General features: G+C 60.6%; 29 protein-coding genes, 1 tRNA gene and 1 other RNA gene. 19 read left to right on the forward strand and 12 right to left on the reverse strand.

Annotation, left to right across the window (positions count from 1 at the left end; translation table 11 throughout):
- The first annotated feature begins 346 nt into the window (after nucleotides 1-346).
- The 12 genes from NW848_RS08540 (at nucleotide 347) to NW848_RS08595 (ending at nucleotide 8,421) form a co-directional block, all read left to right on the forward strand.
- Nucleotides 347-733 (forward strand): hypothetical protein, encoded by a 387-nt coding sequence (locus NW848_RS08540; protein WP_011430445.1) that lies wholly within the window; start codon nucleotides 347-349, stop codon nucleotides 731-733.
- 54 nt (nucleotides 734-787) lie between these two features.
- Nucleotides 788-1,006, forward strand: a complete 219-nt coding sequence (gene ndhO, locus NW848_RS08545) for an NAD(P)H-quinone oxidoreductase subunit O (protein ID WP_011430446.1) — start codon at nucleotides 788-790, stop codon at nucleotides 1,004-1,006.
- Nucleotides 1,007-1,048: 42 nt separating this feature from the next.
- Nucleotides 1,049-1,888 carry a cell division protein FtsQ/DivIB gene (locus tag NW848_RS08550; protein ID WP_011430447.1) on the forward strand — a complete coding sequence of 280 codons (840 nt, stop codon included), beginning with the start codon at nucleotides 1,049-1,051 and terminating at the stop codon, nucleotides 1,886-1,888.
- A 21-nt stretch (nucleotides 1,889-1,909) separates the two neighbouring features.
- A complete protein-coding gene (locus NW848_RS08555; protein ID WP_011430448.1) occupies nucleotides 1,910-2,635 on the forward strand; it encodes an energy-coupling factor ABC transporter ATP-binding protein in 726 nt (241 codons plus the stop codon).
- A gap of 531 nt (nucleotides 2,636-3,166) precedes the next feature.
- Nucleotides 3,167-3,475 carry a carbon dioxide-concentrating mechanism protein CcmK gene (locus NW848_RS08560; RefSeq protein ID WP_011430450.1) on the forward strand — a complete coding sequence of 103 codons (309 nt, stop codon included), beginning with the start codon at nucleotides 3,167-3,169 and terminating at the stop codon, nucleotides 3,473-3,475.
- A gap of 91 nt (nucleotides 3,476-3,566) precedes the next feature.
- A complete protein-coding gene (locus tag NW848_RS08565; protein ID WP_011430451.1) occupies nucleotides 3,567-3,908 on the forward strand; it encodes a carbon dioxide-concentrating mechanism protein CcmK in 342 nt (113 codons plus the stop codon).
- Nucleotides 3,909-4,208, forward strand: a complete 300-nt coding sequence (locus tag NW848_RS08570) for a EutN/CcmL family microcompartment protein (protein ID WP_011430452.1) — start codon at nucleotides 3,909-3,911, stop codon at nucleotides 4,206-4,208.
- Between the two features lie 48 nt (nucleotides 4,209-4,256).
- Nucleotides 4,257-6,221, forward strand: a complete 1,965-nt coding sequence (locus NW848_RS08575) for a ribulose bisphosphate carboxylase small subunit (protein WP_099812057.1) — start codon at nucleotides 4,257-4,259, stop codon at nucleotides 6,219-6,221.
- Nucleotides 6,222-6,283: 62 nt separating this feature from the next.
- On the forward strand, nucleotides 6,284-6,991 hold the full coding sequence (locus NW848_RS08580) for a hypothetical protein (protein WP_099812056.1): 708 nt from the start codon (nucleotides 6,284-6,286) through the stop codon (nucleotides 6,989-6,991).
- Between the two features lie 31 nt (nucleotides 6,992-7,022).
- Nucleotides 7,023-7,739, forward strand: coding sequence for a BMC domain-containing protein (locus NW848_RS08585; RefSeq protein ID WP_099812055.1), 717 nt, complete (start codon nucleotides 7,023-7,025; stop codon nucleotides 7,737-7,739).
- 129 nt (nucleotides 7,740-7,868) lie between these two features.
- An RNA gene (ffs, locus tag NW848_RS08590) (signal recognition particle sRNA small type) lies at nucleotides 7,869-7,966 on the forward strand.
- Between the two features lie 41 nt (nucleotides 7,967-8,007).
- Nucleotides 8,008-8,421, forward strand: coding sequence for a hypothetical protein (locus tag NW848_RS08595; RefSeq protein WP_414402329.1), 414 nt, complete (start codon nucleotides 8,008-8,010; stop codon nucleotides 8,419-8,421).
- Nucleotides 8,422-8,682: 261 nt separating this feature from the next.
- Here NW848_RS08595 and NW848_RS08600 read toward each other — a convergent pair.
- A tRNA-Trp gene (locus NW848_RS08600) sits at nucleotides 8,683-8,755 on the reverse strand.
- Nucleotides 8,756-8,817: 62 nt separating this feature from the next.
- Nucleotides 8,818-9,201, reverse strand: a complete 384-nt coding sequence (rplS, locus tag NW848_RS08605) for a 50S ribosomal protein L19 (protein WP_011430457.1) — start codon at nucleotides 9,199-9,201, stop codon at nucleotides 8,818-8,820.
- Between the two features lie 171 nt (nucleotides 9,202-9,372).
- On the opposite strand from rplS, the gene NW848_RS08610 reads away from it, so the two are divergent.
- The 3 genes from NW848_RS08610 to thrB all read left to right on the forward strand — a co-directional run bounded on the left by NW848_RS08610 (nucleotide 9,373) and on the right by thrB (nucleotide 12,971).
- On the forward strand, nucleotides 9,373-10,770 hold the full coding sequence (locus NW848_RS08610; protein WP_011430458.1) for an efflux RND transporter periplasmic adaptor subunit: 1,398 nt from the start codon (nucleotides 9,373-9,375) through the stop codon (nucleotides 10,768-10,770).
- Nucleotides 10,767-11,978 (forward strand): ABC transporter permease, encoded by a 1,212-nt coding sequence (locus tag NW848_RS08615; protein WP_011430459.1) that lies wholly within the window; start codon nucleotides 10,767-10,769, stop codon nucleotides 11,976-11,978. Before NW848_RS08610 ends, NW848_RS08615 begins: the two co-directional genes overlap by 4 nt.
- Nucleotides 11,979-12,050: 72 nt before the next feature.
- Nucleotides 12,051-12,971, forward strand: a complete 921-nt coding sequence (gene thrB / locus NW848_RS08620) for a homoserine kinase (RefSeq protein ID WP_011430460.1) — start codon at nucleotides 12,051-12,053, stop codon at nucleotides 12,969-12,971.
- Between the two features lie 228 nt (nucleotides 12,972-13,199).
- Here thrB and NW848_RS08625 read toward each other — a convergent pair whose 3' ends face one another.
- The 3 genes from NW848_RS08625 to NW848_RS08635 form a co-directional block, all read right to left on the reverse strand.
- A complete protein-coding gene (locus NW848_RS08625) occupies nucleotides 13,200-13,742 on the reverse strand; it encodes a diacylglycerol kinase family protein (RefSeq protein ID WP_099812054.1) in 543 nt (180 codons plus the stop codon).
- The gene (ybeY, locus tag NW848_RS08630) at nucleotides 13,726-14,217 is read right to left on the reverse strand and encodes an rRNA maturation RNase YbeY (protein ID WP_041438372.1); all 492 of its coding nucleotides are present in this window, start codon (nucleotides 14,215-14,217) and stop codon (nucleotides 13,726-13,728) included. Before ybeY ends, NW848_RS08625 begins: the two co-directional genes overlap by 17 nt.
- A 385-nt stretch (nucleotides 14,218-14,602) precedes the next feature.
- A complete protein-coding gene (locus tag NW848_RS08635) occupies nucleotides 14,603-15,343 on the reverse strand; it encodes a bifunctional 4-hydroxy-2-oxoglutarate aldolase/2-dehydro-3-deoxy-phosphogluconate aldolase (RefSeq protein WP_011430463.1) in 741 nt (246 codons plus the stop codon).
- 814 nt (nucleotides 15,344-16,157) lie between these two features.
- On the opposite strand from NW848_RS08635, the gene NW848_RS08640 reads away from it, so the two are divergent.
- Nucleotides 16,158-17,291 carry a murein hydrolase activator EnvC family protein gene (locus tag NW848_RS08640; protein WP_071813517.1) on the forward strand — a complete coding sequence of 378 codons (1,134 nt, stop codon included), beginning with the start codon at nucleotides 16,158-16,160 and terminating at the stop codon, nucleotides 17,289-17,291.
- On the opposite strand, the gene NW848_RS08645 is transcribed toward NW848_RS08640, so the two are convergent.
- Entirely contained in the window at nucleotides 17,282-17,932 is a 651-nt protein-coding gene (locus NW848_RS08645) for an ABC transporter ATP-binding protein (protein ID WP_011430465.1), read from the reverse strand. The genes NW848_RS08640 and NW848_RS08645 overlap by 10 nt on opposite strands.
- A gap of 58 nt (nucleotides 17,933-17,990) precedes the next feature.
- Nucleotides 17,991-18,239, reverse strand: a complete 249-nt coding sequence (locus tag NW848_RS08650; RefSeq protein WP_011430466.1) for a hypothetical protein — start codon at nucleotides 18,237-18,239, stop codon at nucleotides 17,991-17,993.
- Nucleotides 18,240-18,390: 151 nt separating this feature from the next.
- On the opposite strand from NW848_RS08650, the gene NW848_RS08655 reads away from it, so the two are divergent.
- The gene (locus NW848_RS08655) at nucleotides 18,391-18,891 is read left to right on the forward strand and encodes a low molecular weight protein-tyrosine-phosphatase (RefSeq protein ID WP_011430467.1); all 501 of its coding nucleotides are present in this window, start codon (nucleotides 18,391-18,393) and stop codon (nucleotides 18,889-18,891) included.
- A gap of 22 nt (nucleotides 18,892-18,913) precedes the next feature.
- On the opposite strand, the gene nuoK is transcribed toward NW848_RS08655, so the two are convergent.
- The 5 genes from nuoK to NW848_RS08680 form a co-directional block, all read right to left on the reverse strand.
- The gene (gene nuoK, locus NW848_RS08660) at nucleotides 18,914-19,219 is read right to left on the reverse strand and encodes an NADH-quinone oxidoreductase subunit NuoK (protein ID WP_041439067.1); all 306 of its coding nucleotides are present in this window, start codon (nucleotides 19,217-19,219) and stop codon (nucleotides 18,914-18,916) included.
- Nucleotides 19,220-19,298: 79 nt separating this feature from the next.
- Complete coding sequence (locus NW848_RS08665) at nucleotides 19,299-19,907, reverse strand: NADH-quinone oxidoreductase subunit J (RefSeq protein WP_414347733.1); 609 nt, start codon at nucleotides 19,905-19,907, stop codon at nucleotides 19,299-19,301.
- Nucleotides 19,908-20,012: 105 nt separating this feature from the next.
- Nucleotides 20,013-21,341: a TPM domain-containing protein gene (locus NW848_RS08670; protein ID WP_414508510.1), complete on the reverse strand. Its 1,329-nt coding sequence runs from the start codon at nucleotides 21,339-21,341 to the stop codon at nucleotides 20,013-20,015.
- Nucleotides 21,342-21,623: 282 nt separating this feature from the next.
- Entirely contained in the window at nucleotides 21,624-22,355 is a 732-nt protein-coding gene (locus NW848_RS08675) for a lipoyl protein ligase domain-containing protein (RefSeq protein WP_099883913.1), read from the reverse strand.
- On the reverse strand, nucleotides 22,355-22,822 hold the full coding sequence (locus tag NW848_RS08680) for a YbjN domain-containing protein (RefSeq protein ID WP_011430472.1): 468 nt from the start codon (nucleotides 22,820-22,822) through the stop codon (nucleotides 22,355-22,357). The genes NW848_RS08675 and NW848_RS08680 overlap by 1 nt, the downstream gene beginning before the upstream one ends.
- A gap of 123 nt (nucleotides 22,823-22,945) precedes the next feature.
- Between NW848_RS08680 and NW848_RS08685 the strand changes: the two genes are divergently transcribed.
- Nucleotides 22,946-23,293, forward strand: a complete 348-nt coding sequence (locus NW848_RS08685) for a (2Fe-2S)-binding protein (RefSeq protein WP_099812050.1) — start codon at nucleotides 22,946-22,948, stop codon at nucleotides 23,291-23,293.
- Between the two features lie 28 nt (nucleotides 23,294-23,321).
- A complete protein-coding gene (locus NW848_RS08690) occupies nucleotides 23,322-24,074 on the forward strand; it encodes a 5'-methylthioadenosine/adenosylhomocysteine nucleosidase (RefSeq protein WP_099812049.1) in 753 nt (250 codons plus the stop codon).
- The last annotated feature ends 159 nt before the right edge of the window (nucleotides 24,075-24,233 follow it).

The following is a 24,233-nucleotide window of genomic DNA, read 5'->3' on the forward strand; positions in this document are numbered from 1 at the left end:
GTCAAGCCATAGCTCAAAAAGGGAGCCAACACGGATTTTCCAGCAAAAAAACTGTACATTGGCCAGTCATTGGGATCCCCAAACTTACTAAAGAGCCGTGACTGAGGATGTGCTCGCTGCCCTTGGCCAGACTACTTGCCTAGGGTCGAAGGTCCTCCCCTGGCAGAGCCTCCGAGAGTTGAACATGTGGCCGAGAAAGCCGTCCTGCAGCCAGGGAGCATGTTATCCTGAGTTGGCTTAACATGATTTCATAGCCGGGCTCAGCCGTCACCTTTCTAGCTGCGGCTGGCTGACCCGACGTCTAGGGATCCGGCTCAACTTTCTTCGCATTGCAGGCAAGACACCAATGGTGGGCATCTTCAGGCGCTTTTTCGGCTCTCGTGGTCAGGCAGATTCCAAACCTTCATCAGGGACGGCTGCTCAGCCGGCCAAAAAGAAAGACAACACCTTCTTTCTCGACCCAGATGAGGCCAAAACCCTTGGCAACATCGAATACATGCGCACTCCTAGGATCGTGAAGCACACCTTCCAGGATTTCGGCTCTACAGAGAAGGTGGAGGTGGTGGAGCAGGTTTCTTCCCTAAGCAAAGTTAAGTTGGCCGTAGAACAGGCCAAAGCCCCTGAGCAAAGCTCTTCCACCTCAAACAGCAGCAGTGGAGCAGGCTCACGCCGCCAGGGGGGATCTGACATGGACATGTTTCGCAACATGGCCCGCAGCCTGAAGCGCAAGTAGGCTGGACCCGGCTTATTGGCGGCACAGGATACAACGGCTATCGAAGGAGGGGCAATGGCGATTAAGCGAGGCACTTTGGTGCGGGCCATCCGCGAGAAACTGCAAGGCAGCCTGGAAGCCCAGGCCAGCGACCCTTTGATTCCCAACTACGTCTTCGAAACTCCTGGAGAAGTGGTGGATATCAAGGACGACTACCTCCAGATTAAGTTTGGGGCTGTTCCCACCCCTCCAATTTGGCTGCGGGCGGATCAGGTCGAGGAGATCGCGAGTTGAATAGGAGCATGGAATGCTCCCCTTTGGCTTGAGGGAGGGCTAATGGTACCTCTGGCTTCTCCCACGCGCGACCAACTTCTGCAACGCAGGCGACTTTTGCGTCAGCAACGGCGCAAGCGCTTTTGGCAGGGATCCTGGCGCTTGGCCAGCTCGATGGGCGTTCTGACGCTGCTGGTGTTGGGCCTGCAGCAGCCCTACTGGCAAATTCGCCGGCCGGAGCAAATTCAGGTAAAGGGCAGCTACTGGGTCGACCCCGACTGGATCCGGGAGCAACTGCCTCTGACCTATCCAATGAACCTCTGGCAGGTGCAGCCGGCTGTGTTGGAAAGAGCCTTGCTGGCATCCCCGGCCCGCCCTTCTCCCATCGAAAGCGTCCAGGTACAGCGGCGGCTGCTGCCGGTGGGGGTGATCGTCCAGGTGCGGGAACGGCAACTGGTCGCGCGCGCCCGTCGGGGCGACCAGACAGGCTGGGTGGATCGGCAAGGCCATTGGCTGCCCCCCGATCCCTTTCGACGCCACAGCGGATCCTCCCTTTCCTGGCCTGAGCTGGAGTTGCTGGGCTGGGAGAACCACGCGCCCGAGCAATGGGCCTTGTTGCTCGAAGCCCTGCAACAGGCTGAGATCCAGATCGAGACCGTAGATTGGCAGTCGGGAGAGGGAATCACGCTCCACACTGAGCTGGGCAACGTCTATCTGGGGCCGATTTCTGACCGCCTGCCTCTGCAAATTCAAACCCTCAACCAAATGCGGGATCTGCGCCGCCACTGCGAGTGTACACCCGACGAAATTCTCCAGATCGACCTGACCAGCCCCAGCGTACCCACCCTGCAGCTCACCCCTGCCGCCACCCAGAAGCGCTGGAAGCATTGGGAGCAGCGCTAGCCCTGGGATGAGCTTGCTGCCATGAACACAGCGCCGGCGGTGGAGGTCAAACAGTTGTGGGTCGCCTATCCCGGTTGTCCGCCGGTGCTGCAAGGGCTGGATCTACGGGTTGAGGCCGGGCAGCGCCTAGGAATCATTGGCCCCAATGGCGCCGGCAAAACCACCCTGTTCCTGGCCCTCGCTGGCCTGTTGCCCCCCTGTTCCGGCCAGATCACTTTGTTTGGGCAGCCGCTCCAGCCTGGCCAGTTTCGCCCTGAGGTGGGGCTGGTGTTTCAGGATCCCGACGATCAACTGTTTGCCGCCTCGGTGGCCGAGGATGTAGCCTTTGGGCCGCGCAACCTGGGACGTTCTGAGACAGAGGTCGCGGCTGTGGTCCAAGCAACCCTGGCGATGACCGGCACCCTGAATTTGGCCAACTGTCCCCCCCATCATCTCTCCGGCGGTGAAAAACGCATGGTCGCGATCGCCGGGATCCTGGCAATGCAGCCGCAGTTGGTACTCTACGATGAGCCGACTGCCAACCTGGATCTGCGCGCCCGTCGCCGGCTAATCGCCTTTTTGTTGCAAGCAACGCACACCTTTCTGCTCGCTTCCCACGATCTGGAACTGATCCTGGAAGTGTGCGATCGGGTGATCCTCTTAGATCAAGGCCGGATTTGCGCCCAGGGATCCCCGGCCCATCTGATGAGCCAACCCGACCTCATGGAAGCCCATGACTTGGAAGTGCCCCCCTCGCTGCGCCGATAACGGCAAAAGCTGAAAAGATGTCAAGAATTATTTTTGAGTTGATAACAATTTTGTCTCTCTTAATAAAAAGCTATCGTGCTAATTAAAAATATTGATTTTCGTCCAGGATTGAATGGGGATATCATTTTGTTGAGTCGGGGGATCCCTTCTCTGGGGCGTCCTCGTCGATTTTGTATGATCGATTTTGTGCAAGAAAGATGGGGACTTGGCCTGGAGTTGGCAGCTTTGCCCGCCTGAGCGACAGTTGTGGTTAACCCGGATGGCTCCCACAACCTTTTCTGGCCTCCGTCTGATTGAGTCTGAGGTCGGGGGTTGGGCACGGCCTTCTCTCCAGGGGGAGGTCTGTGGTGGCTGGAGTCGGTGTTGCCGAGAAGAGCTGTCCACTGAGGGTTGGGCAGAGGATCTCTTGGATGAGTTCGAGGGAAATTGCAGGATCGAACCCAATAGGCGAGATCAATTTGGAGATCGATTGGCCTTATTGCTGGGTTCGGCAACGTTCAGGAACTGAGTGTTCAAAAGTGGAGAGTTGATATGCCTATTGCAGTCGGAATGATCGAAACCCGCGGGTTCCCGGCAGTAGTGGAAGCTGCCGACGCCATGGTAAAGGCCGCGCGCGTCACCCTAGTGGGTTACGAAAAAATTGGCAGCGGGCGCGTCACCGTGATCGTACGGGGCGATGTCTCCGAGGTGCAGGCCTCGGTGGCCGCTGGCTTGGAGTCTGCCAAACGGGTGAGTGGGGGCGAGATCCTCTCCCACCACATCATCGCCCGTCCCCACGAAAACCTGGAGTTTGTGCTGCCCATCCGCTACACGGAGGCAGTGGAGCAGTTTCGTACCTAACTGAGTAGTTGCACTTAGCCTGGAATTGACCCGATCCAGAAAATCTGGACAGGTTCCAACCCCCTCCACAATTTCAGCGTAAGGAGTCCCTATGGCTATTGCAGTCGGAATGATCGAAACCCTGGGCTTCCCGGCAGTGGTGGAAGCTGCCGACGCCATGGTAAAGGCCGCGCGCGTCACCCTGGTGGGTTATGAAAAAATCAGCAGCGGGCGCGTCACCGTGATCGTACGGGGCGATGTCTCCGAGGTGCAGGCCTCGGTGGCCGCCGGGATCGAGTCGGTGAAGCGGGTCAATGGCGGCCAGTTGCTCTCCTGGCACATCATCGCCCGTCCCCACGAAAACCTAGAGTACGTGTTGCCCATTCGCTACACCGAGGATGTGGCTCAGTTCCGCGAAGGGGTCAACGCCATCCGTCCCTTCACCCGTCCCTAGATGCGTATCGCGATTGTGCGGGGCACTGTTACCAGCACCCAGAAGGATCCCAGCCTGACAGGCGTGAAGTTTCTGGTGGTGCAGTATGTCGATCTCGAGGGCCGACCGCAGCCCGACTACGCTGTAGCTGCCGATCCGGTGGGGGCCGGCGCCGAGGAGTGGGTGCTGGTCAGCCAGGGCAGCGCAGCTCGCCAGCCGCAGGGAAACGAAACCCGTCCGCTGGATGCAGTGGTGATGGCGATCATCGATACCGTCAGCATCGGCGGTCGCTCCCTCTACAACAAGCGCGACCAACGCTAGCTGGGATCCCTCCTTCCTCTCTCTGACGTGTTCTAGAGGCTCACGGTTATGCCTGCTCACACCTATGCTGCGCCGCCAACGCCCTGGTCTCGCCGCCTGGCGGAGCCGACCATCCATCCCTCTGCCTACGTGCATTCCTTTTCCAATCTCATCGGGGATGTGCGCGTGGGCGCCCAGGTGCTGATTGCCCCAGGAACTTCCATCCGTGCGGATGAGGGCTCTCCCTTCTACATTGGCGACGGCTCCAACGTCCAGGATGGGGTGGTAATCCACGGCCTGGAGCAAGGGCGGGTCATTGGGGAAGATGGCCAACCCTACTCCGTGTGGATTGGCAAGAACACCTCCATTGCCCACATGGCCTTGATCCACGGGCCAGCCTATGTGGGCAACAACTGCTTTATCGGCTTCCGCTCCACGGTGTTCAACGCGCGGGTGGGGGATGGCTGCATCGTCATGTTGCACTGCTTGATCCAGGATGTGGAGATCCCGCCGGGCAAGTATGTGCCCTCCGGCTCCATCATCACCACGCAAGCTGAGGCGGATCGGCTGCCCGATGTGCAGGATAGCGATGCCAAGTTTGCCCAACATGTGATCGGCATCAACCAGGCTCTGCTGGAAGGCTATCACTGCAGCGAAAACCTGGTCTGTATTGCTCCCATTCGCAACGAACTTCTGCGGTCGCGCACCTCTAACCCAACGGCTACGGAGACGGCATCCATGACTCATTCCTCCTCTCGCGCCGACGGCCGGAACGGCGGCGGATCCCTTCTCAAGCCGGAGGTGGTGGAGCAAGTTCGCGCCCTGTTGGCCCAAGGCTATCGGGTAGGGCTGGAATATGCCGATGCCCGCCGCTTCCGTACCTCTTCCTGGCAGAGCGAAAGCCCGATCACCAGCACCCGCGAGGCCGAGGTCATGCAATCGCTGGGGGCTATTTTGGCGGAGCACCGCGGCGAATACGTGCGCCTGTTGGGGATCGACCCCAAGGCGAAACGACGGGTGTTGGAGCAGATCATCCAAACCCCGGAGGGGCCGGCGACCGTTTCTGGATCCCCCAGCCACGTCTCGGTTACGGCCCCAGGTTCCGGCGCAGCCAATCCGCGCCCTGACGCCAGCTTGGAGGAGGAGATCCGGGCGCTATTGGCGCAGGGGTATCGCGTCGGCCTGGAGGTGGCCGATGTCCGCCGCTACCGCACCTCTTCCTGGCAGACTTTGGGCAATTGGAGCGGCTCGGCCCAAGAGATCCTGGCGGCTGTGCAGGCGGCCTTGGCCGAACATACGGGAGAGTATGTGCGCCTGCTGGGAATCGATCCCAAGGCCAAACGGCGGGTGCTGGAGAAGGTGATTCAAACGCCCCAGATGAGCAGCAGCGGCGGGACAGCCTCGCCCGCAGAGGGGGGCAAGCTGGGAGGGAGCGCTGCTGGCCTCGACCTGGAGTTACAGGAAGAGGTACATCGGCTGCTGGCCCAGGGCTATCGCATCGGCTACGAATATGCTGACGAGCGCCGCTTCAAAACCTCCTCTTGGCAGACCGGGCCGACCATTCGCGCCAGCCGCGGGCCGGAGGTGTTGGCCGAGCTGACGGCTGCTTTGGCGGAGCACCAAGGCCACTACGTGCGCCTGTTGGGGATCGATCCCAAGGGGAAAAAGCGGGTTTACGAGCGCGTCATTCAAACCCCCGGCGGCAAGTCGCCTGCCCCTGCAGCCCAGGGATCCCCGGCGGCTACTCCTGTTTCCACCGTTCCTGCCAGCACCCGACTCAGCAGCGAGGTGGTGGCACAGGTGCAGCAATTGCTCAGCCAGGGCTACCGCATCGGCACCGAACATGCGGACAAGCGGCGTTTTCGCACCTCCTCTTGGCAGAGCTGCAGCCCTATCGAGGCCACCCAGCTGCCCCAGGTGGTGGCGGCTCTGGAAGCCTGCCTGGAGGAGCATCGCGGCGAGTATGTGCGCCTGCTGGGCATCGACCCCAAAGCCAAACGACGGGTGCTGGAGCAGATCATCCAAACCCCTTGAGGGATCCGCCTGTTCTCTGATCACTGTCGGTTCAAGGTTGGTTTTGATCCGACCTCCTAGCGATGAGGAGCACCTTGGCTTTGCCTCTGCCCACCTCTACAACGCTGCGCTCCTGGCCCAGCCAGAACGGCGAAACTCGCTACTATGTCAGTGGCGAGGTGCAGGTGGAGGCAGGGGCAGGCATTGCAGCGGGAGTGCTGTTGCGGGCCAACCCCGGCTGTCGCATCGAGATCGGGCGAGGCGTCTGTATTGGCATGGGATCCATCCTGCACGCCTGCGGGGGATCCCTCGTCGTGGAGGCGGGGGCCACCTTGGGAATGGGGGTGCTGGTGATCGGGCAGGGCACCATCGGCAAAAACGCCTGTATCGGCTCGGAAACCACGCTGCTCAACTGTTCAGTGCTCAGCCAGGCGGTGATCCCTCCCCGCTCGCTGGTCGGGGATCCCACCTATCCCAGCAGGCAAGAGGCGGAGGTGGGCATGGCTAGCGAGGCAGAGCCCGTGTCGGCGGCGGCCCCGCAAGAGCCGATAGAACCCCCTGAGGAAACCTTGCCTGAGCCGACCCCTCCCTCTCCCCCCGACTCGCCGCTGGCCCAGGTGGAAAAGCAAACCCGTCGTTGGCAGGAGGCGGCTGAGCAAACCCAAGAGAACTCGAGATCCCCTAAGACCCGCAAGCTAAATGGGATCCCGGGCTATTCGGAGCTGGATCGGCTGCTGGGCAAGATCTATCCTTACCGGCAGATCCTATCCTCTGGGGGTGGCCAGTCTTGAGGGCTACACTGGCATAAAGAAGTAGGGTGCTATGTCCACCTCTTTGGGCCTTATTCAGACACGCAGCTTTCCGGTCATTGTGCGCATTGCCGACGCCATGACCAAGTCGGCGGGGGTGACGCTGATCGGCTTTGAGAAGATCTCAGGAGGCTACTGCACGGCAATCGTACGGGGAGGGATTGCCGATGTGCGCATTGCCATCGAGGAGGGGATCGAGGTGGCCCGCCAGTTTGAGCAAGAGGAGATCTCCAGTTTGGTCATTCCACGGCCTTTGCCTAACTTGGAGGCGGTGCTGCCCGTCAGCAGCAAGCTGTCTCAACTGGCACAAAACCGCGGCTACAGCCGCCTCAGCAACTTGGCCGTGGGCCTGCTGGAAACCCGCGGCTTTCCGGCTATGGTAGGGGCCGCCGACACAATGCTGAAAACGGCGGATGTGCAACTGGCCGCCTACGAGACCATTGGCGACGGCCTGTGTACGGCCATCATTCGGGGCACGGTGGCCAACGTGGCCATCGCCATCGATGCCGGCATGTACGAGGCAGAGCGCATCGGCGAGCTGAACGCGGTGGCTGTGATCCCGCGCCCTCTCGACGAACTGGAGCAGGCTCTGCCGGTGGCCAGTTGTTTCGTTGCCCAACCGGTTACCTTGCCGGTGGCTATTCCCCAAGCCCAGGGACAAGAGGTGCGGCGCAGCGATACCGTTGTGGAGCGGATCCCAGTTTATCTGGAGCCGCCGGAAACCCCTTAGGTTTACCTTGCAAGACGGGAAGGCTCGCGCTGTACTCTGCCCCCTCCCGCCGTCTACAGGGGGAGAAGATCTGAGATCACCTCCAGAAAGCCGAGCGGGGCAGAGAGGAAAAATGTTAGGCTACTGGAAGACCTGGGTCCGTGCAGCTCCGACGCCCAAACCGTGTCAGGATCGGAAGATAGCAGCACTACGGGATGCTCTGAGCAGGCGCGTCAACCCGGGTCGCCCTCTTCCAAGTTTTACCTCTGCCCTGGCAGCGCACACCTGTATGGCCGAGACAGACAACCCCCTCGCCAACTTTGCTCAGAAGGCTTTCTACCTCGGCATGGGTTTGGCCGCGGTGGTGGCAGACAATGCTGCAAAGGTGGCCGGGAGAGCCAACAGCCGTCTGCTGGAGCTGCGCAAGCAGGTCCAGGCTTTGGTGGATGAATTGGTGGAGCGGGGGGCGATGACCGCCGAAGAGGCGCGGGCCTACATGGACGCCATCGCTGCCAACGCCAACCGTAGGGGGGGGGAAAGGTCTGCTGGCGCCCCTCGCAAGATCAACATTGACGACATGGGCGACGCTGAAGACAAGACTGGCACTGCCCTTGAACTTTCGGAAGCTGCCCGTTTGCGCCAACAGATTGCTGAGCTACAGGCAGAGTTGGATCGCATCAAGAAGGAAGCGAGGAAGTCCTAGGTTTGGCCCGGGAAAAGTTGGGATCTCTATCTCTTTAATCCTCGTTCACGGGGAACTGGAAGACTCTCCGCAGCGCCCTCAGCCCGATTGCGAACGGCTGCCGCCGAAGTTCCTTGGCCGCAGCGGCGAGTCTAAACAGGCTCGTCCAATTTTTGTTGGAGCGGTTGGCTTGGATCCCTGACTTCTCTCTGAAAATTGGCAGCTCGGGGCGCTTAAGCTTGAGAATCTACCCCAAGCCACCTCAAAATGCCGAACCGCTGACGCGTCCTGGAGGACTCGAACCCCCGACATCCGGTTTTGGAGACCGACGTTCTACCAACTGAACTAAGGACGCAGGAGTAGTAAAGGGTCAGCCCCTTACCTAGTTTACCTAGTGTAGCAGGTATGCCCAAAGCCTTAGAGGGTTTCTTCTTTAGAATCCGTTTTGGCTTTGATGCGAGTGGCCTTGCCCACTCGGTTTCGCAGATAGAACAGCTTGGCCCGCCGCACCTTGCCACGCCGCAACACCTGGATTGAGTCGATGCGCGGCGAGTGAACTAGGAAGACCCGCTCCACTCCAATTCCCTGGAAAATCTTGCGCACCGTGATGGTGCGGTTGCATCCAGAGTGACGCATAGCAATGACCGTGCCTTCAAAGGCCTGCACCCGCTCTTTGCCGCCCTCTTGAATGCGCACCCCCACCCGTACCTGATCGCCAACATGGATCTCTGGCAGATCCGACTTCATGTGGGCCGCTTCGATGGAGCGGATGATCTCTTCGGCGTTGATGCGAGCGTTCATGGCTTTCCCGCGTTATCGGCAGCTAATCAGTGTAGCAATCCCCCCTTTTTTTGTACAGAGCTTGCCAGCCGTCCGAACCCAATGGCCATGCGGGAAACCGCGTTTGCACCCCCTCTCCTTTTTCAATAGGCTGGATACAGAGAAAGCCCTTGTTAAAGGCGAGAGACTTTTGTGATCCTGCGCACCAATGAGCCCCAGACGGGATCCCCAACCCCTGCCAAATCTGCTGACCAACCTCTGCCACAGACCGGATCCCACAACAGAGGACTGCCCATCGGCTGGATCCTTGTGGGGATATTGTTAGCCGGCTTGGGCGGCGGCATTCTCGTTCAGCGTCAGCTCCGGCAACAGACGGCCCAGCGCCTGGAGAGGCTAACGGTGCCCGTGCAGGTGACAGATCTCGCCCAACGCCTGCGGGTGAGCGGCCAGGTGCAGCCGATCCGGCAGGTGAATGTCAGCCCCCGCGAGTCCGGTCGTCTGGCAGAGCTGCTGGTGGATCAGGGAGATGAGGTAGTGGCAGGGCAAGTGTTGGCTCGGATGGATTACGGGGATTTAGCCAGCGGCATTCGCCAAGCCCAAGCCCGCATCCAAGAGCTACAGGCCCGCCTAGCGGAACTGCAAGCTGGCGAGCGACCCCAGGTGATCGCGGCGGCCCAGGCCAGGGTGGATGCGGCGCGGTCGCAAGTGAGGTTGGCCGAAAGGGAATTGGAGCGGATTCAGACCCTGGTGCAGCAGGGGGTGGTGGCCCGTAGCGAGCTGGATCAACGCCTGGCCCGCCTGGAACAGGCGCAGGCGGACTGGCAAGCGGCTCAACAGGAGCTGGAGCGATTGCGGTCAGGTAGCCGCCCAGAAACGCTGCAGCAGATCCAAGCCCAGATTGCCCAAGCGGAGGCAGAGCTGGCCCAGCGGCAATCTCGCCTGGCTGAGGCCGAGATCCGGGCGCCCTTTTCCGGCGTGGTTGTCCAGCGCTTTGCCGAGGTGGGATCCTTTGTAACTCCCACTACCGCAGCTTCCGATGCCACCGCCGCTTCTTCCAGCTCTATCTTGGCGCTGGCCCAGGGGATCGAGGTGCGAGCCGAGGTGCCGGAGGCGCAGATTGCCCAGGTGCGGGTGGGGCAGCCGGTGGAGATCCGCTCCCTGGCCTATCCGGATCGGGTGGTGCAGGGGCGGGTGAAGCGGATTGCCCCTGCCACGGTGGTGGTGCGGGAGGTCACCGTCTTTCGGGTCATGATCGAACCGGAGGCGGGGGCAGACTTTTTGCGCACCGGCATGAACGTCTCGGTGGATTTTATCGGGGAGCGGCAGCCTCAGGCGCTCACGGTGCCCTCGGTGGCCATCTTGCGGGAGCAGGGCCAAGAGGGAGTGATCCTGCTGGATCCGCGAACCCAGCGGCCCGTCTATCGACCGGTGGAAACAGGCCTCACCCAGGGCGGGATCACCCAAGTGCTCTCCGGCTTGCGGGCGGGGGATCGGGTCTTTACGGCGCTGCCGCCGGGGGTGAACCTGGAGACTTTGATCCGACAAGAGCAAAATCGCAGCGAAACCGCTCAAATCAAGCCACACCCATGAGCCTACCGATTGCAGCCCGAATGGCCTGGCAAATGGTGCGCCGCTACCGCCTGCGCACCGGTTTAAGCATGTTAGGGATCCTCATCGGCAACGCCGCCGTCGTGGCCATTGCCGGGTTTGGCCATGCTGCCCAGGAGCTGGCCGTGGATCAGTTCCGTTCTTTGGGCACCAACTTGCTCATTGTCTTTTCTTCCAGCTTGGGCCTGGCGGACGCCAGCAACACCCGTCCCATTACCCTCGACGATCTACGGGCAATTGCCGCGGAAGTGCCCGCTGTGTCGGCAGCCGTCCCCAGTCTTGTGGTCAATGTGCGCGCCGTGCGGGGGGGAGTGGATCGCCGCTATGAGGCCACAGGCACCTGGCCGGAGTATTTGTCGGTGCTGAATTTGGAGATCGAGGAGGGGCGCTTTCTCTTGCCAGCGGATATTGAGGAGCAGCGCCCGGTGGTGGTGCTGGGCAGCGAGGCCGCCCGCGAGCTGTTCGGCTTGGATCCCGCTGCCGCCATCGGGGAGACGGTGCTGCTGAACAACCTGCCCTTCGAGGTAATCGGCACGTTGCGTTCTAAGCCAACGGTGTTTGGCAACAGCGATGCCGGCCTGTTTTTGCCGGTGGATGTGGTGGCCAACCGGTTTGTGGGGCGGCGCTCCCCCTATGGCCTGGAACTGACGGCGATCTTCGTCTCGGCCCGCTCCGAAGCAGATCTGCCGGCTGCCGAGTTCCAGATCCGCAACTTGCTGCGGCAACGGCACCAACTGGTGGGGGAGGATGACTTCGTCGTCCGCAACCAAAAGGTGTTGCTGGACGGGGCGGCCAGGATCTTAACCTTGCTGCGGGTGCTGCTGACCGGCACGGCGGCCCTCTCGCTGCTGGTGGGCGGGGTGGGGATCATGAATGTGATGCTGATCTCGGTGTCGGAACGCACCTCCGAGATCGGGTTGCGCAAGGCGATCGGCGCCGATAGCCGGCAAATTTTGCAGCAGTTTGCCACCGAAGCTATTCTCATTGCCGTCAGCGGGGGCGTGGCCGGGATCCTCCTCAGCAGCGGCCTGCTGGTGGCGCTGCAAGTGTTCACCCCCCTGGCCACCCGCGTGGATGCAGTGGCGGTGGCGGTGTCCTTTTCCCTCTCGACGGGGATCGGGGTGGTTTTCGGCATTTTCCCGGCCCGCCAAGCGGCGCAACTAGATCCCATCGAGGCCCTGCGAGCCTGAGATCTCCCATTCGTAGGATAATGGGGGCTTACAGGTATTGAGTTGCCCGCCGTTCGCTAAGGAGCTTCCCCCTTGGTTAGAGAGCGAGTAGAGGTGATCGTCCCCGCCACCACCGCTAACTTGGGGCCGGGGTTCGATTGCATCGGTGCAGCCCTGGAGCTCTACAACCACTTCCAATTTCGCGAGATTCCCACCGGCCTCAGCATCCACTATCGCGGCAGCGATCACATCAGCCAGAGCAAGGACAACCTGGTGTACCGCGCTTTCTGCCGTGCTTTCGAGCTGCTAAGCAAGCCGGTGCCGGGGGTGGAGATTGAGATCACCCTCAACGTGCCCCTGGCGCGGGGCCTGGGCAGCTCTGCCACTGCCATTGTCGGCGGCCTGTTGGGGGCTAATGCTCTTGGATCGCTGAACCTGGCTCCTGAGACTCTCCTGCAGTTGGCCATTGCCCTTGAAGGCCATCCCGACAACGTGGTGCCCGCCCTCCAGGGCGGCTGTCAACTCTGTGTGCAGGGGCAGCAGGGGCAATGGGTATTTTGCCCGGTGGATTGGCACGAGCGCATCGGCCTAGTGGCGGCGGTGCCTAACTTTAAGCTGTCTACCCAGGCGGCCCGCGAGATCCTGCCCAAGTCCGTCAGCCTGGCGGATGCTGTCTTTTCCGTCAGTCACCTGGGGCTGCTTATCCGCAGCCTGCAGTCGGGGCGGGCGGACTGGCTGAAGGTGGCCTTGCAGGATCGACTGCACCAACCGGCGCGCATGGAGCTGATTACCGGCTTCAAAACCGTCCAGGCAGCGGCTCTGGCTGCCGGGGCCTATGGGGTGGTGATCAGCGGGGCTGGCCCCACGCTTTTAGCCTTCTGCGCCCCGGAGGAGCGAGAACGGGTGGGATGCGCCATGGTCGGCGCCTGGGAGCAACTGGATATCGAAGCAGAGGCCAAACCCCTGAATTTGGATCGACAGGGGGGACGGGTGGTGATCCATTCCCAAATATAGAGGAGGCCCTTGGGTCAAGCTGGTCACCCCGATTACAAAGGGGTCGTGCTTTTAGGCGTATAGGCCTTTCGCAGACTAGGACACCGCCCTCCCACTCAAGTTCCCGACCCTCCTTATCCCTCACCCCTTAACCCCTTTCCCTGCGGGAGAGGGGAGCCAGGAATCCACAGCACAAACCTGTTTGGGATGGGATCCCTTGAGAGGCTGGGCAAAACTTTTTCGGCGTCCCTACCCTGGCAGCAGCAGCAGCAAGGGGGGGAGAAACAGCCAAGCTGCCACAGCCAAAGCCGCCATCGCTGCCACTAACACCGCTCCAGCAGCGCAATCTTTGGCAATTTCTGCCAGCAGGTGATAGCGGCTGCCCAGGGTCAGATCCACCACTGCTTCCAGGGCAGTATTCACCAGCTCCAAGGCCATCACCATCCCGCTGGTCAAGCTGATCAGGGCCATTTCTACGGCGCTCAGCCGCAGGGCCAACCCTAAGACAAAGGCCACTACCGCCATAGCCAGGTGGATGCGAAAGTTGCGCTGGGTGCGGGCGGCGTACAGCAGGCCCTTTCCTGCATAGTAGAAGCTTTTACTTAGGCTAGTGGCCACCTGCCACGAGGGGGGGCGCTGCCAGGGATCCTGCGCCGCGAGGTCAGCCTCGGCTCCCGGGTCTGGTGCCTCGGAGGGATGGGCCGAATCGACCTGCGCTGAAGTGAAAGGGGCTCGCCGTCGCAATGCCGCCAAACGCAGCGGCTGGGGAAAACGGCTAGGGCTGCTGGCCATGGGTCACCTCCAGGTCTTCTTGGATGGCGGCAAGCAGGTGGTGCTGTTGCTGCAGCATGCGCTGTAGGGAAAGCTCATCGGGGTGATCCCATCCCAAGAGATGCAGCAGGCCGTGGCTGGCCAGCCAGGCCAATTCCCGCGACAGCCGCTGCCCCTGGGCTTTTGCCTGCGCGCAAGCGGTGGGTACCGAAATCACGATATCCCCCAGCAGGCGCACCCCTGTTATCTTCTGCAGCTCGACAGGGGTGGACGTCTCCTCGGCGGCAAAGGCCAGGACATCGGTGGGAGCGTCGATGTGGCGAAACTCGCGGTTGAGCTGGCGGATGTGCTCGTCGGAGGTGAGGCAAAGGCTGAGCTCGCAGGGATCCGTCACCCCCAGCTCCCGCAGCCACACCTCAAACCAACGGTGCCAAGTGGCTTCCTCAACTGGGCTGGGGACGTTTAGCTCCAGGTACAGATCCAGGAATCCCTCCATGCAGGCCTCACTCACACCCAAAATTGGCTCGCTGGCCCCATTGAGTACGGAGCGGAACGGCCACCCACGACTTGAGTCGCCCTTGCCAGTGGTACAAACCTTCAATGTACTGTAGCGCTAACATTGCTGGCTGTGCTAGGGTGCCGCTGCGATAGCCATAAAAGACGCCTCCCCAGGCAAATACGCTGCAAACCCTGGAAGGGGGAAGTCAAGGAACCCCATGTAAGGGGAGCGGCGGCCAAGGTGATAGGGAAATCAGACGCAACTCTCGGACTTTCTTTGTCTGAGGGATGTCGGGGGTGCGGCTGGGCAGCGCCCTCCAAAGTTTGCTGCCAGGGTGCTCGGCCATCTCCCCACTCAAGTGCGGGGAGCGTCAACGCGCCCCCTACTCTGGGGGTTCACCCGGAAGTTCGGGCCAGGCTGCGGCGACCCTCTGGCTGGCAAGCTGTTGTAGCGTTTGCCGCAGCCGATTTTCCAGCTCTTGCCGGCAACTGTCTGGATCAACCCCTTGCTGGGAAAGAAGCTCCGCCGGGAAGAGATCCCCGGCGATGCCGACAGCCCAGGCCCCTGCCTGCAGATATTCTGCTGCATTGGCCAAGGTAACCCCCCCAGTTGGGATCAAAGGCAGGGATCCCAGCACCGGTTGCAGATGGCGCAGGTAACGGGATCCGCCAAGGCTTTCTGCCGGAAACACCTTTACTGCCGTTGCCCCGGCCTGCCAGGCCCTCCAGATCTCGCCGGGGGTGAGGGCGCCGGGCACAATGGGCAGCCCTGCTTCCCGACCCCAGCGGATGATGCTCTCGTCCGCAAAGGGGCAAACATAGAATTGGGCTCCCGCCTGCCAAGCCTGCTCTGCCATCTGCCGATTTAAAACCGTGCCCACCCCTACCCAGCAATGCGGGTAGTCTTGCCGCAGTTGGGCAATCAACTCCAGATACCGGGGAACTTGGGGAGTGATCTCAATGTGGCGGATCCCGGCCCGGATGGCCAGGGTGGATCCCTCAAGGGCTTGGGCCGGGCTGGCCGAGAGGCGGATCACCGCGATCAGGGGCTGCTGCCACAAATGGAGTAGCCAGGGGTGCCGCCATCCCTCTCTGAAGCTCTGTTCAGAACCCTCAAACACCATCTGTGGAAAAGCCCTCTCTCATCGATTTCTACCTTGCTTGGGTTGATTTTAAGTTTAATTGCAATTAAAAATAACCAAACAGCCCGACGGTAAAACAATGACAAGCTATAACAAATTTCCTTTTGAGAAGAAGGCTAAAATAGAATAAAGAACAGGCAAAAGTGGTGTTTATAGGGGCAACTGTTTGCGGGTTTGTAGCACTCGTTGGAGCGCTTACTTTTCCCATCCTTTCATGGCGTCGCTGGTCTCTCATTTTAGTAGCTATCTGCAGCCTTGTTAGCTCCTTAACCAACATTGAACTCGGCAGAGGAGAGGAGGAAGCTCCCTCAGGGGAAAGGTGGCGCATGGTAGCCCATCTCTACGAGGTAACTTTCTGGTTGGCATTGATCGTTTTCATCTTACTGGCATGAGGTTTTGCCGGCAGGTGAGCGGCTAGTTTATCGCCATTGTCTGGATGTTGTGTCGAGGTTGCTCTGGCTTGCCGGTTGTTTAGGTTGGGCACCGATTAGACCTGTGGGATCTGGAGATCGATACGAACCTAGCCGCAGTGAGGATCCCTCGCCCCCAGCCCCTCTCTCAAAGGGAGGGGGAAGTCAGGAATTGAAGGAATGAACGGTTTTACTGGTATTGAAAATAACCCAGCCGTTTTGCTTGTATCTTGTAACGATTTGGAGTAACGACAGCGGGCAACAGCGCGATTGGGCTCGATCAGTCCTTGCGAATCTTTGTATTCTTAGGGTCGGTAGGTTGGTTGCCGAGGGTGTGGGGAGTGGTCAAGCTCAGTTGTGGGACACACAGCCTGAAGGCATGGGTGATGGTCGGGTTGCTCGCCCTCCTGGTGCTGGGGGGACTGTGGCGGGTTGCTCCATCTCAGGCGCAGAATCTCCACCAACTGCAACAGCGGCAGCAACAGATCCAGCAACAAATCCGGGGCACCCAGCGACGCCTGGGAGAGCTGCGCCAAGCGGAAGAAGAAGCCCGTCGCCGCATGGGATCCCTGCGGCAAAACATCCAACAGACAGAAGCTAGCCTTCGCGACAACCAATATCGTCTGGAACAGGCCCAGAGGGCGCTAGAGCAAGCGCAGAAGGAGCTCCAAGAGCTGGAAGACCGCCTGAGACGGCAGCAGCAGGGCACGGCCGCCCGCTTGCGCTACATGCAGCGGCAGGGGGCGGAACATTGGTGGGCTTTGCTGCTCACCAGCCGCGACCTCAACGAGTTTTTCGATCGCCGCCACCAGTTGCAATTGCTAATCGAAGCCGACCGGCAGTTGATCCGAGAGCTGCAGGTGATGGCCAAGGAGGTGGATCAGCAGCGGATCGCCCTGGAAGCGCAGCGCAACGAGATTTCTTTAATCTTGCAGGAGCTGGCAGCCCAGAAAAACCAACTGCAGCAGCAGGCTGCCGCCCAAGAGCAACTGGTGGGCCGCCTGGCCAACGAGCGCGCCGCCTATGAAGCAGCCCAACGGCGTTTGGAAGCCGATTCCCAACAGTTGACCATCCTCATCCAGCAACTGATCGCCCAGCAGGCTCAGCAGCGGGGGGGCAGAGATCCGGTTCAGGGGACAGGCCGGTTGATCCCACCAGTGCGCGGGCCAATCACCAGCGGCTTCGGCTGGCGGGTTCACCCCATCTACGGAAGCCGCCGCTTCCATGCGGGGATCGACTTCGGTGTGCCCACCGGCACGCCAGTTCGGGCATCAGACCGGGGCACCGTCATCTACGCCGGCTGGTATGGCGGCTACGGCTACACGGTGATTGTCAACCACGGCGGCGGCATCACCACCCTGTACGCCCACAACAGCCGCGTCGCCGTTGGGGTGGGTCAGCAGGTACAGCGGGGGCAGGCCATTGCCGCTTCCGGCTCCACCGGCCTCTCCACCGGCCCCCACGTTCACTTCGAGGTGCGGGTCAACGGCCAGCCGGTGGATCCCCGCCGCTACCTTTGAAGCAGCGCATCTGTCGGCAACGGCTGCAGGGATCCCGCCTGCAAGATCCACCGCACATCGGCAATGGAGGATAGCTCCTCTGGGTCGTGGGAAACCACCAACACCGTCCAGGTGGATTTCAGCCGGGCCAGCAGCTCGATCAACTGCCGCCGCACCGACCAGTCCAGCCCTGCCGTCGGCTCGTCCAGCAGCAGTAGCAGCGGGCCGCGAATAAGCTGTACCGCCAGGGCCAAGCGCCGTTGTTGTCCGCCACTGAGATGGTTGGGGGAGGTGCACAGAGGGATCCCTTCCAATCCCACCTGTTTGAGAACGTTTTCAATCTCCTTTTGTTGCAGCTCCGGGTGGCCGAAGCGCATTTCCTCTAGCACCGTCAAGCCACAAAAGTGACGCTCCGGGAACTGAAACACCAGCCCCGCCATGCTGCGCAACTGCTGGGGGGAGAGCTCTGTTCCTCCCCAGGCAATCCGCCCGCGCGTGGGCCGCGCCAAGCCGGCCAAAATTTCCAGCAGGGTGCTCTTGCCGGCCCCACTTTTGCCCACGATCAGCCCCAACTGATTCAGGCCCAGCTCAAAGGAGAGATCCCGGAGAATCGGCTGAGGGAGGGTTGCCGGGTGGTAGCAGAGATCCTGAACCTGCAACATGAGCGGCGCCCCTGGGAAAGTTGTCGTTATTTTGGCACTGGAAAGCTCTGCCGGACAGCTACAACCATTCTTCTAGGCGCCCCAACTGATCCCGAAAGCCATAGGTGAGTTCGCGGTACCACTCCCGCAGCTCCAGTTGATCTACAGCTCGCCGCAAAGCCTCTTGGGAGCGCTCGATGGGGCGCAGAGCCGCAGACGGGATCCCTTCTTGAGCAGCCCATTGTTCAAACAGAGCCAGCTCCGTTTGCAAGTAGAGAATGAGGTTGGCCACATCCTGCGGGTGGGGGTAGCGGGTGGCATCTGGCATAAGACATCTCACCAGGGGAACTAGCTCCATTCTGGCCAAGAATCTGTCCCGCTGCCGCCTGAGGGCCCTATCCCCTCTCGCCTGCTTCTGTACTCTGGGCCGCAAAACGCAGATAATGCGGTGGGAAATGTTCACTGCCGTCGAGGGATCCATGAGCCAAAAGCTGCTGTTTGTGTGCCTGGGCAACATCTGCCGTTCTCCCGCTGCCGAAGGGATCACCAACCACCTGCTGCAGAGCAGCGGCCATGAGGGGGACATCCTCTGCGATTCGGCAGGTACAGCCGCCTACCACCTCGGCAGTCCCCCAGATCGCCGCATGCGACAAGTTGCCCAGCGCTATGGACTGGAGCTGCACGGCCAAGCCCGGCAAATTCATCCTTTGGATCTGCGGGAGTTCGACCTGATCCTGGCCATGGATCGGCAAAATTACCGCGATATCCTCAGCCTCGATCCCCAGAGAAGATATGCCGACAAGGTACGCCTAATCTGTAGCTACTGTCGTTCTCACACCGATGAAGAAGTTCCGGATCCCTACTACGGGGGCGAGGCAGGGTTTCACTACGTGATCGAGCTGCTCTGGGACGCCTGCAGCGGCCTGCTGGAATCCCTGATCCCTGGGATCCAATGCCCGCCGCTGCCCAGCCGCACCTGAAAGTCATCGATCAAGAAAACAACTACCACCTGAGCAGGTTAAAGCTCTCCATGTCGATGGTGGCGCGGTTGCGGTAGATCCCCAACACAATGGCCAAGCCCACTGCCGCCTCGGCAGCCGCCACGGTGATGACAAATACCGAAAACACTTGGCCGCGAATCAAGCCCGAGTCGACAAAGTTGGAGAAAGCCATAAAGTTCAGGTTGACGGCGTTGAGCATCAGCTCAATCGACATCAACACCCGAATGGCGTTGCGACTGACGATCAAGCCGTAGATGCCGATGCAGAAAAGAATTGCCGCGACCACCAAGAAAAACTGCAGTTGCAACATCACAAGAGGCTCCACTGGATACAGATGAGAGGGGCATCAGGAAAACGCTGGGCTGTATGGCCGAGAGCAGGCAGCTTCAACGCGTGCTCACCAGCTCTGCTGGGCGTTCCGACTCCGATTCAAGCTGTGGCCGGGCCCGCTCCAGCAAGCTGAGATCCCCTTCTTGGGCTTGGGGAACGACAAACTCTCGACGCGCCAGCACAATGGCCCCGATCAACGCCATCAGCAGCAAAACAGAAGCCAACTCGAACGGCAACAGATAGTCGCTAAAGAAATGCCCACCCATCACCAAAGCACTGCTCGTGGGCTGGATCGGCTCCAACTGCCAGGGGGTATTCAGGGCCATTGCCGTCAGGAGGGCAAACAGCCCCAAACACACCGCCGCTGTCACTCCATTGCGCAGCCAGCCCAGCTTCAGAGGGGCAAAGGTGTAGCGCCGGTTCACCAGCATGATGGCGAACAGGATCAGCACGTTGACGGCGCCGACGTAGATCAACACCTGAGCTGCAGCCACAAAATCGGCATTCAAGAGAAGGTACAGCCCAGCTATGCTCAGGAAAACGCCCCCCAAGAGAAAGCCGGAATAGACGATGTTAGGGGCCCAAACCACTCCCAGGGCAAAGCCAATGGCCATTGCCGAGAGCACCCCAAAGCTAACCAGTTGTACGCCTTCTGCAAGGGTCATGGGATCTTCTCTATCGCTGCTCCCTTACCACTGTACTGCCCTGGCGGATTTAAGAGAAGCCCGACTCCTTTTTCAGATCGATAGAGAAATCTCTAGAGTTGGGTCTCACCAACTGCCGCCCGCTCCGCCACCTCCGCTGCTACCGCCACCGAAGTCTGAATCTCCACCTGAATCTCCACCGAAGTCTGAATCTGTGTCTGTGTCGCTGAGCTCGGGGATGACCACCTCTCGCTCGCTGCGGTACCCGCAGATAGGACAGCTCAGGATTTCCAGCTTCAAGCCGCTAGAGGAATAGGTGGCTTCCCTGAGAACCTGGGTGGTGAGGTCGAGGGTGAGAGCTTGACACCGGGGGCAATAGAGGTGGCGATAAAATGCATTCTCGCGAACAACCACAGCTGCCCCCTGACAGCTAGGGCAAAACCAGCCGTAGTAGCTGGCTCTGCCCCGGCTTTTGGCTAAGCGATCTCCCGGGGAGAGGCACGTATCGAGAACTTGCGCCTGGATGGGGCGCATGGGTCGACCGCAGCTTTGGCAGACCACGGGCTGAAAGGGGATCCCCCGCTTCTGGCACAGGGTGCCGTCGGTCACCACAGCCGCCAGGAGGGGCAGCGTCAGCACCAGCCAGTTGCCACTGGCCGACATCAGGAAGAGGCCAAGGCAAAGGGAGCCGGAATAGAGAAACAGTCGAATGGGATCGCTCTGGAGCGAAGAGAGAGCAGCCGCCTCTTGAGTTCGACGGGTCAGGGGGATAGCTCGTCTTGTCCCTCGCTCGGCCTTTAGGTAGACCGGCAAGCGGGAGCGCTGCCACCCCACCCCTAGGATGATGATCCCCAATAGCAGCAGGATCCCTTCCAGGGAGCTTTGGGCAACAGCCAGGGATCCCGCTCCAACCGCTTGAGGAACGGTTGCAGGGGAAAGAGAGGTGGAAGCCTGCTGCCCCTGCAGGGCTGAGGCCAACTGCCGTACTCCCGCTAGGGTGCCGCCGTCGAAGTCTCCGGCGCGAAACCTGGGCAGGATTTGCTGGTCGATAATCTGCTGAACCTGGCTGTCGGGGAGGAGGGTGGTCAAGCCTCTGCCTGTCTCAATCTCTATCCGCCGATCTCCTACCGAGACGAGGAACAACACGCCGTTGTTGCGGCCAGCCTTGCCAATGCCCCAGTAGTTGAATAGTTGCGTAGTGAACGCTTTCGGTGTGGCATATCCCTGGGTATTGGGTACCGTAACCACCGCCATCTCGGCACCGGTGCGCTGCTCAAGCTGGGTGATAAGGCGGTTCAGCTCGTTTTCAGTGCTACTGCTGAGGATATTGGCGGTGTCGGAAACCCACCCTCCATACTGACGGCGGGGGTTGGGCACTTGTTCAAGGGTAATGGCCCAAGCGGGCTGCGGCAGTAAGAAAATGCCTAGCAAAACTGCCGCCCAAACTTTTGGCATGGCTTACCTGGCTGAGCGCTGCCTTGGTTTTAGCACAGCTATTGGGGATGGAGAGGGTAGCAGTCTCTTGCTGCTTTGCCTTTGGTGTTTGTCGACACAAAAAATAGCGCTGGGACGAGTCTTGGCTTTCCTCTTTTCGCAGGGGAAAGAGGCTAGAGCTCTAAGCAAGGGAAAATCTTCTTCGGTCTAGCTGCAAAGCCTTCCGGATTTTTCTGCACAACTCTTTTTCAGCAAGAGTCAAGCTATTTCTTGCTCCCTCGATGGTTGATTAGAAACCAGAAACTAAGCCAGCAGTGCGGGCCAGGCTTCTTCTTGCCATTCCACCTCAAAGCACTCCTGGGCCATGCGGAGAAAATGCTCAATCAACTCAGGGATCCCCGGCGCTGTTGGGCAAAGGTCGTACACGCCAATCACTTGCGATCCGGGCAGGTACCGTTCCCACAGCTCGGGATTGGGCCGCAACAGGAGGGATCCCTGTTGCAGGATCCCCCAGGGTTGCCACAGTTGGGCGTTGCCCATCAGCTTTTTGCGCTGCCAGCTTAGATCGGCACGGGTACGGGCGGCAAAGCAACTGATTTTGTTGCGGTAGCCCCGATCCTGGCCACCTTGGCCGCGGACAGAAGCGGGAGCATCCACCTCAATGCCCAGCGCCGCCAGCCCCTCTACCCAAAAACGGCAGCAGAAGTCGTACACCTGGGCTCGCCGCAAATTGGGCAGCCGAGCTTGGAGGTAAGAGAGGGGCAACACCAAGCTGTAGGTCAGCTCTGCTGCATCTTCCGCCGCCTGGTGCAACACCGCCCGTCCTCCGGTGGGCCGGCGCACCATCGGGATCCCTGGCGGCAGATCTGGCCAGGCCTGGTGACGTCCCAGAGAGAGGGTAAGCCGATCCCAGCCGTAAAAGCGCAAACAGGGCCTGGGATCCTGGCGCAGCCGCTGCAAAAGCCAAAAGTCCTGCTCCATCTGCCAGCCGCCAGCGGCCACGCGATAGGGCAGCCAAGAGCCCTGGGATCCCATCAAGCTTTGGGAAACTCAGCCTGGAGCTGCTCATCGTACTCATCGGCCAAGCTGGCCACAAGGGTGATGGCGCGCGAGATCTCGCCAGCGCTGAGCCCTTCCAGAGTGCGGTGGTGGTTTAGCACCACTTGGTTGTTCCAGATGCAAAAACGGGCTTCCAGAGTTTCGCTCCAGTTTTTCTCCAGCAGCTTCTGCATGAGCTTAGCCGGCTCCGCCACCGGCAGAGAGAGCACGGGAGACCACACCAACAGGGTATCTTCGGGGGATTCGCCGCTCAGGTGGACGAACACTTCCACGCTGCCGTAGGTGAATTTCCAGGTGTGGCCCTGCTCGTGGTTCTCGTAGGCGGCATCTTCTTTGAGGCTGGAAACTACTGCTGAGACAACTTCAACGTAGCGAGGGGGCTCTTCCATCAGGCCTGGAAAACCTTCTGGAGAACGGTCGATGAGCGGCTCGCTGTAGACCATGGTCTTTCCCCTACTCCCTGTCTAACCACCTTAACTATACTGCCTAGCCCTCCCACCTACCTGCCATGCTGCCGGATCCGGCTCAGGCCAGAATAGAACTGTTCGCGGTTGGGAAGGTTACCTATGCCCCAGCCTGACGTTCAAGGACGCACCCTCGCTTATGAGGCGGGCGCCAACCTGCGCCAGGTGCTGCTGCAAGCCGGGATCCCGCTCTACAACCCGCCGGCTCCTATCCTCAACTGCCGCGGTCTGGGCACCTGTGCCGTACAAATCGAAGGGGCTGTTTCCCCTATGGGCTGGCGAGAACGGGCCCGCCTGTCTTTGCCACCCCACCAACTCCCGTCCACGGCGGCGGCCCAGGACGGCAACGGGCTGCGCTTGGCCTGTCAGGTGCAGGTGCTGGGAGATCTCAAAGTCACCAAATGGCCAGGCCTGTGGGGACAGCGGATCCCGCCCGCCTCTCAAACCTGAGGATTCTCAAAAACCTAAGGGAAGCCCTATGGAAACTCCATCCCACCCCTCCCAAAAGGCTGTCGGCATTTTGGGGGCCCTGCCGGAAGAAGTGGCCATGCTCACCCAAGCAATGGAGATCAACTCTGTCCATACCCATCTGGGGCGGCAGTTCCATCAGGGATCCCTGGCCGGACAGCCGGTGGTGGTAGTTCAAGGGGGGGTGGGCAAGGTGCGAGCGGCAACTACGGCAGCCCTGTTGGTGGCCCACTTCCCTTTGCGGGGCATTATCTTTACCGGCGTGGCCGGCGCCTTGGCCGATCACCTGCAGATGGGGGATGTGGTGCTGGCCCATGCCGCCATCGAGCACGATTTCGGCACCGGACGGCCCGAAGGCTTTGTCTTGGGGATCGACTTTATCCCTGAGTTGCGCCATCCTCTAGCGGAGGCCGATAGTGCCCTTTACGACCTGATCGTGGCCCAAGGGGAGCGGATCCCTCTTCACCCGCTGCAGGGGCGGCAGCCGGTCATCCACCAAGGCCTGGTGGCCACGGGCGATGTATTTGTGGCCGACGCCAAGCTCCGGCATCAAATTCGCGAGCGCACCGGAGCCCTGGTCGTGGAAATGGAAGGAGCGGCGGTGGTACGGGTGGCGCAAGAAGCTGGGATCCCTTGTCTGCTGGTCCGATCGGTTAGCGACATAGGGAGCGATACCGATTTCCTAACTTTTTTTCAGACAGCGGCTCTCAACTCGGCAGCGGTGGTTCACAGCGTTCTACAGAGCTTGCCTCCCCCTCCTTAGAAAAACGCAGCGCGGCTAGCCGTGGGGAGGAAGCGACGCCTGCCAACAGAGGTCAGATTACTCCCTGTCTGTAAGCTAGCTCCTGCCCCGGCGCGGGCGGCCAAGGTGACATCCTCTCCCGCTAAGCCCTGACGGGCTGTAGACGGGAGCTTCCGAGAA

The organism is Synechococcus sp. RC10A2 (assembly GCF_047502605.1).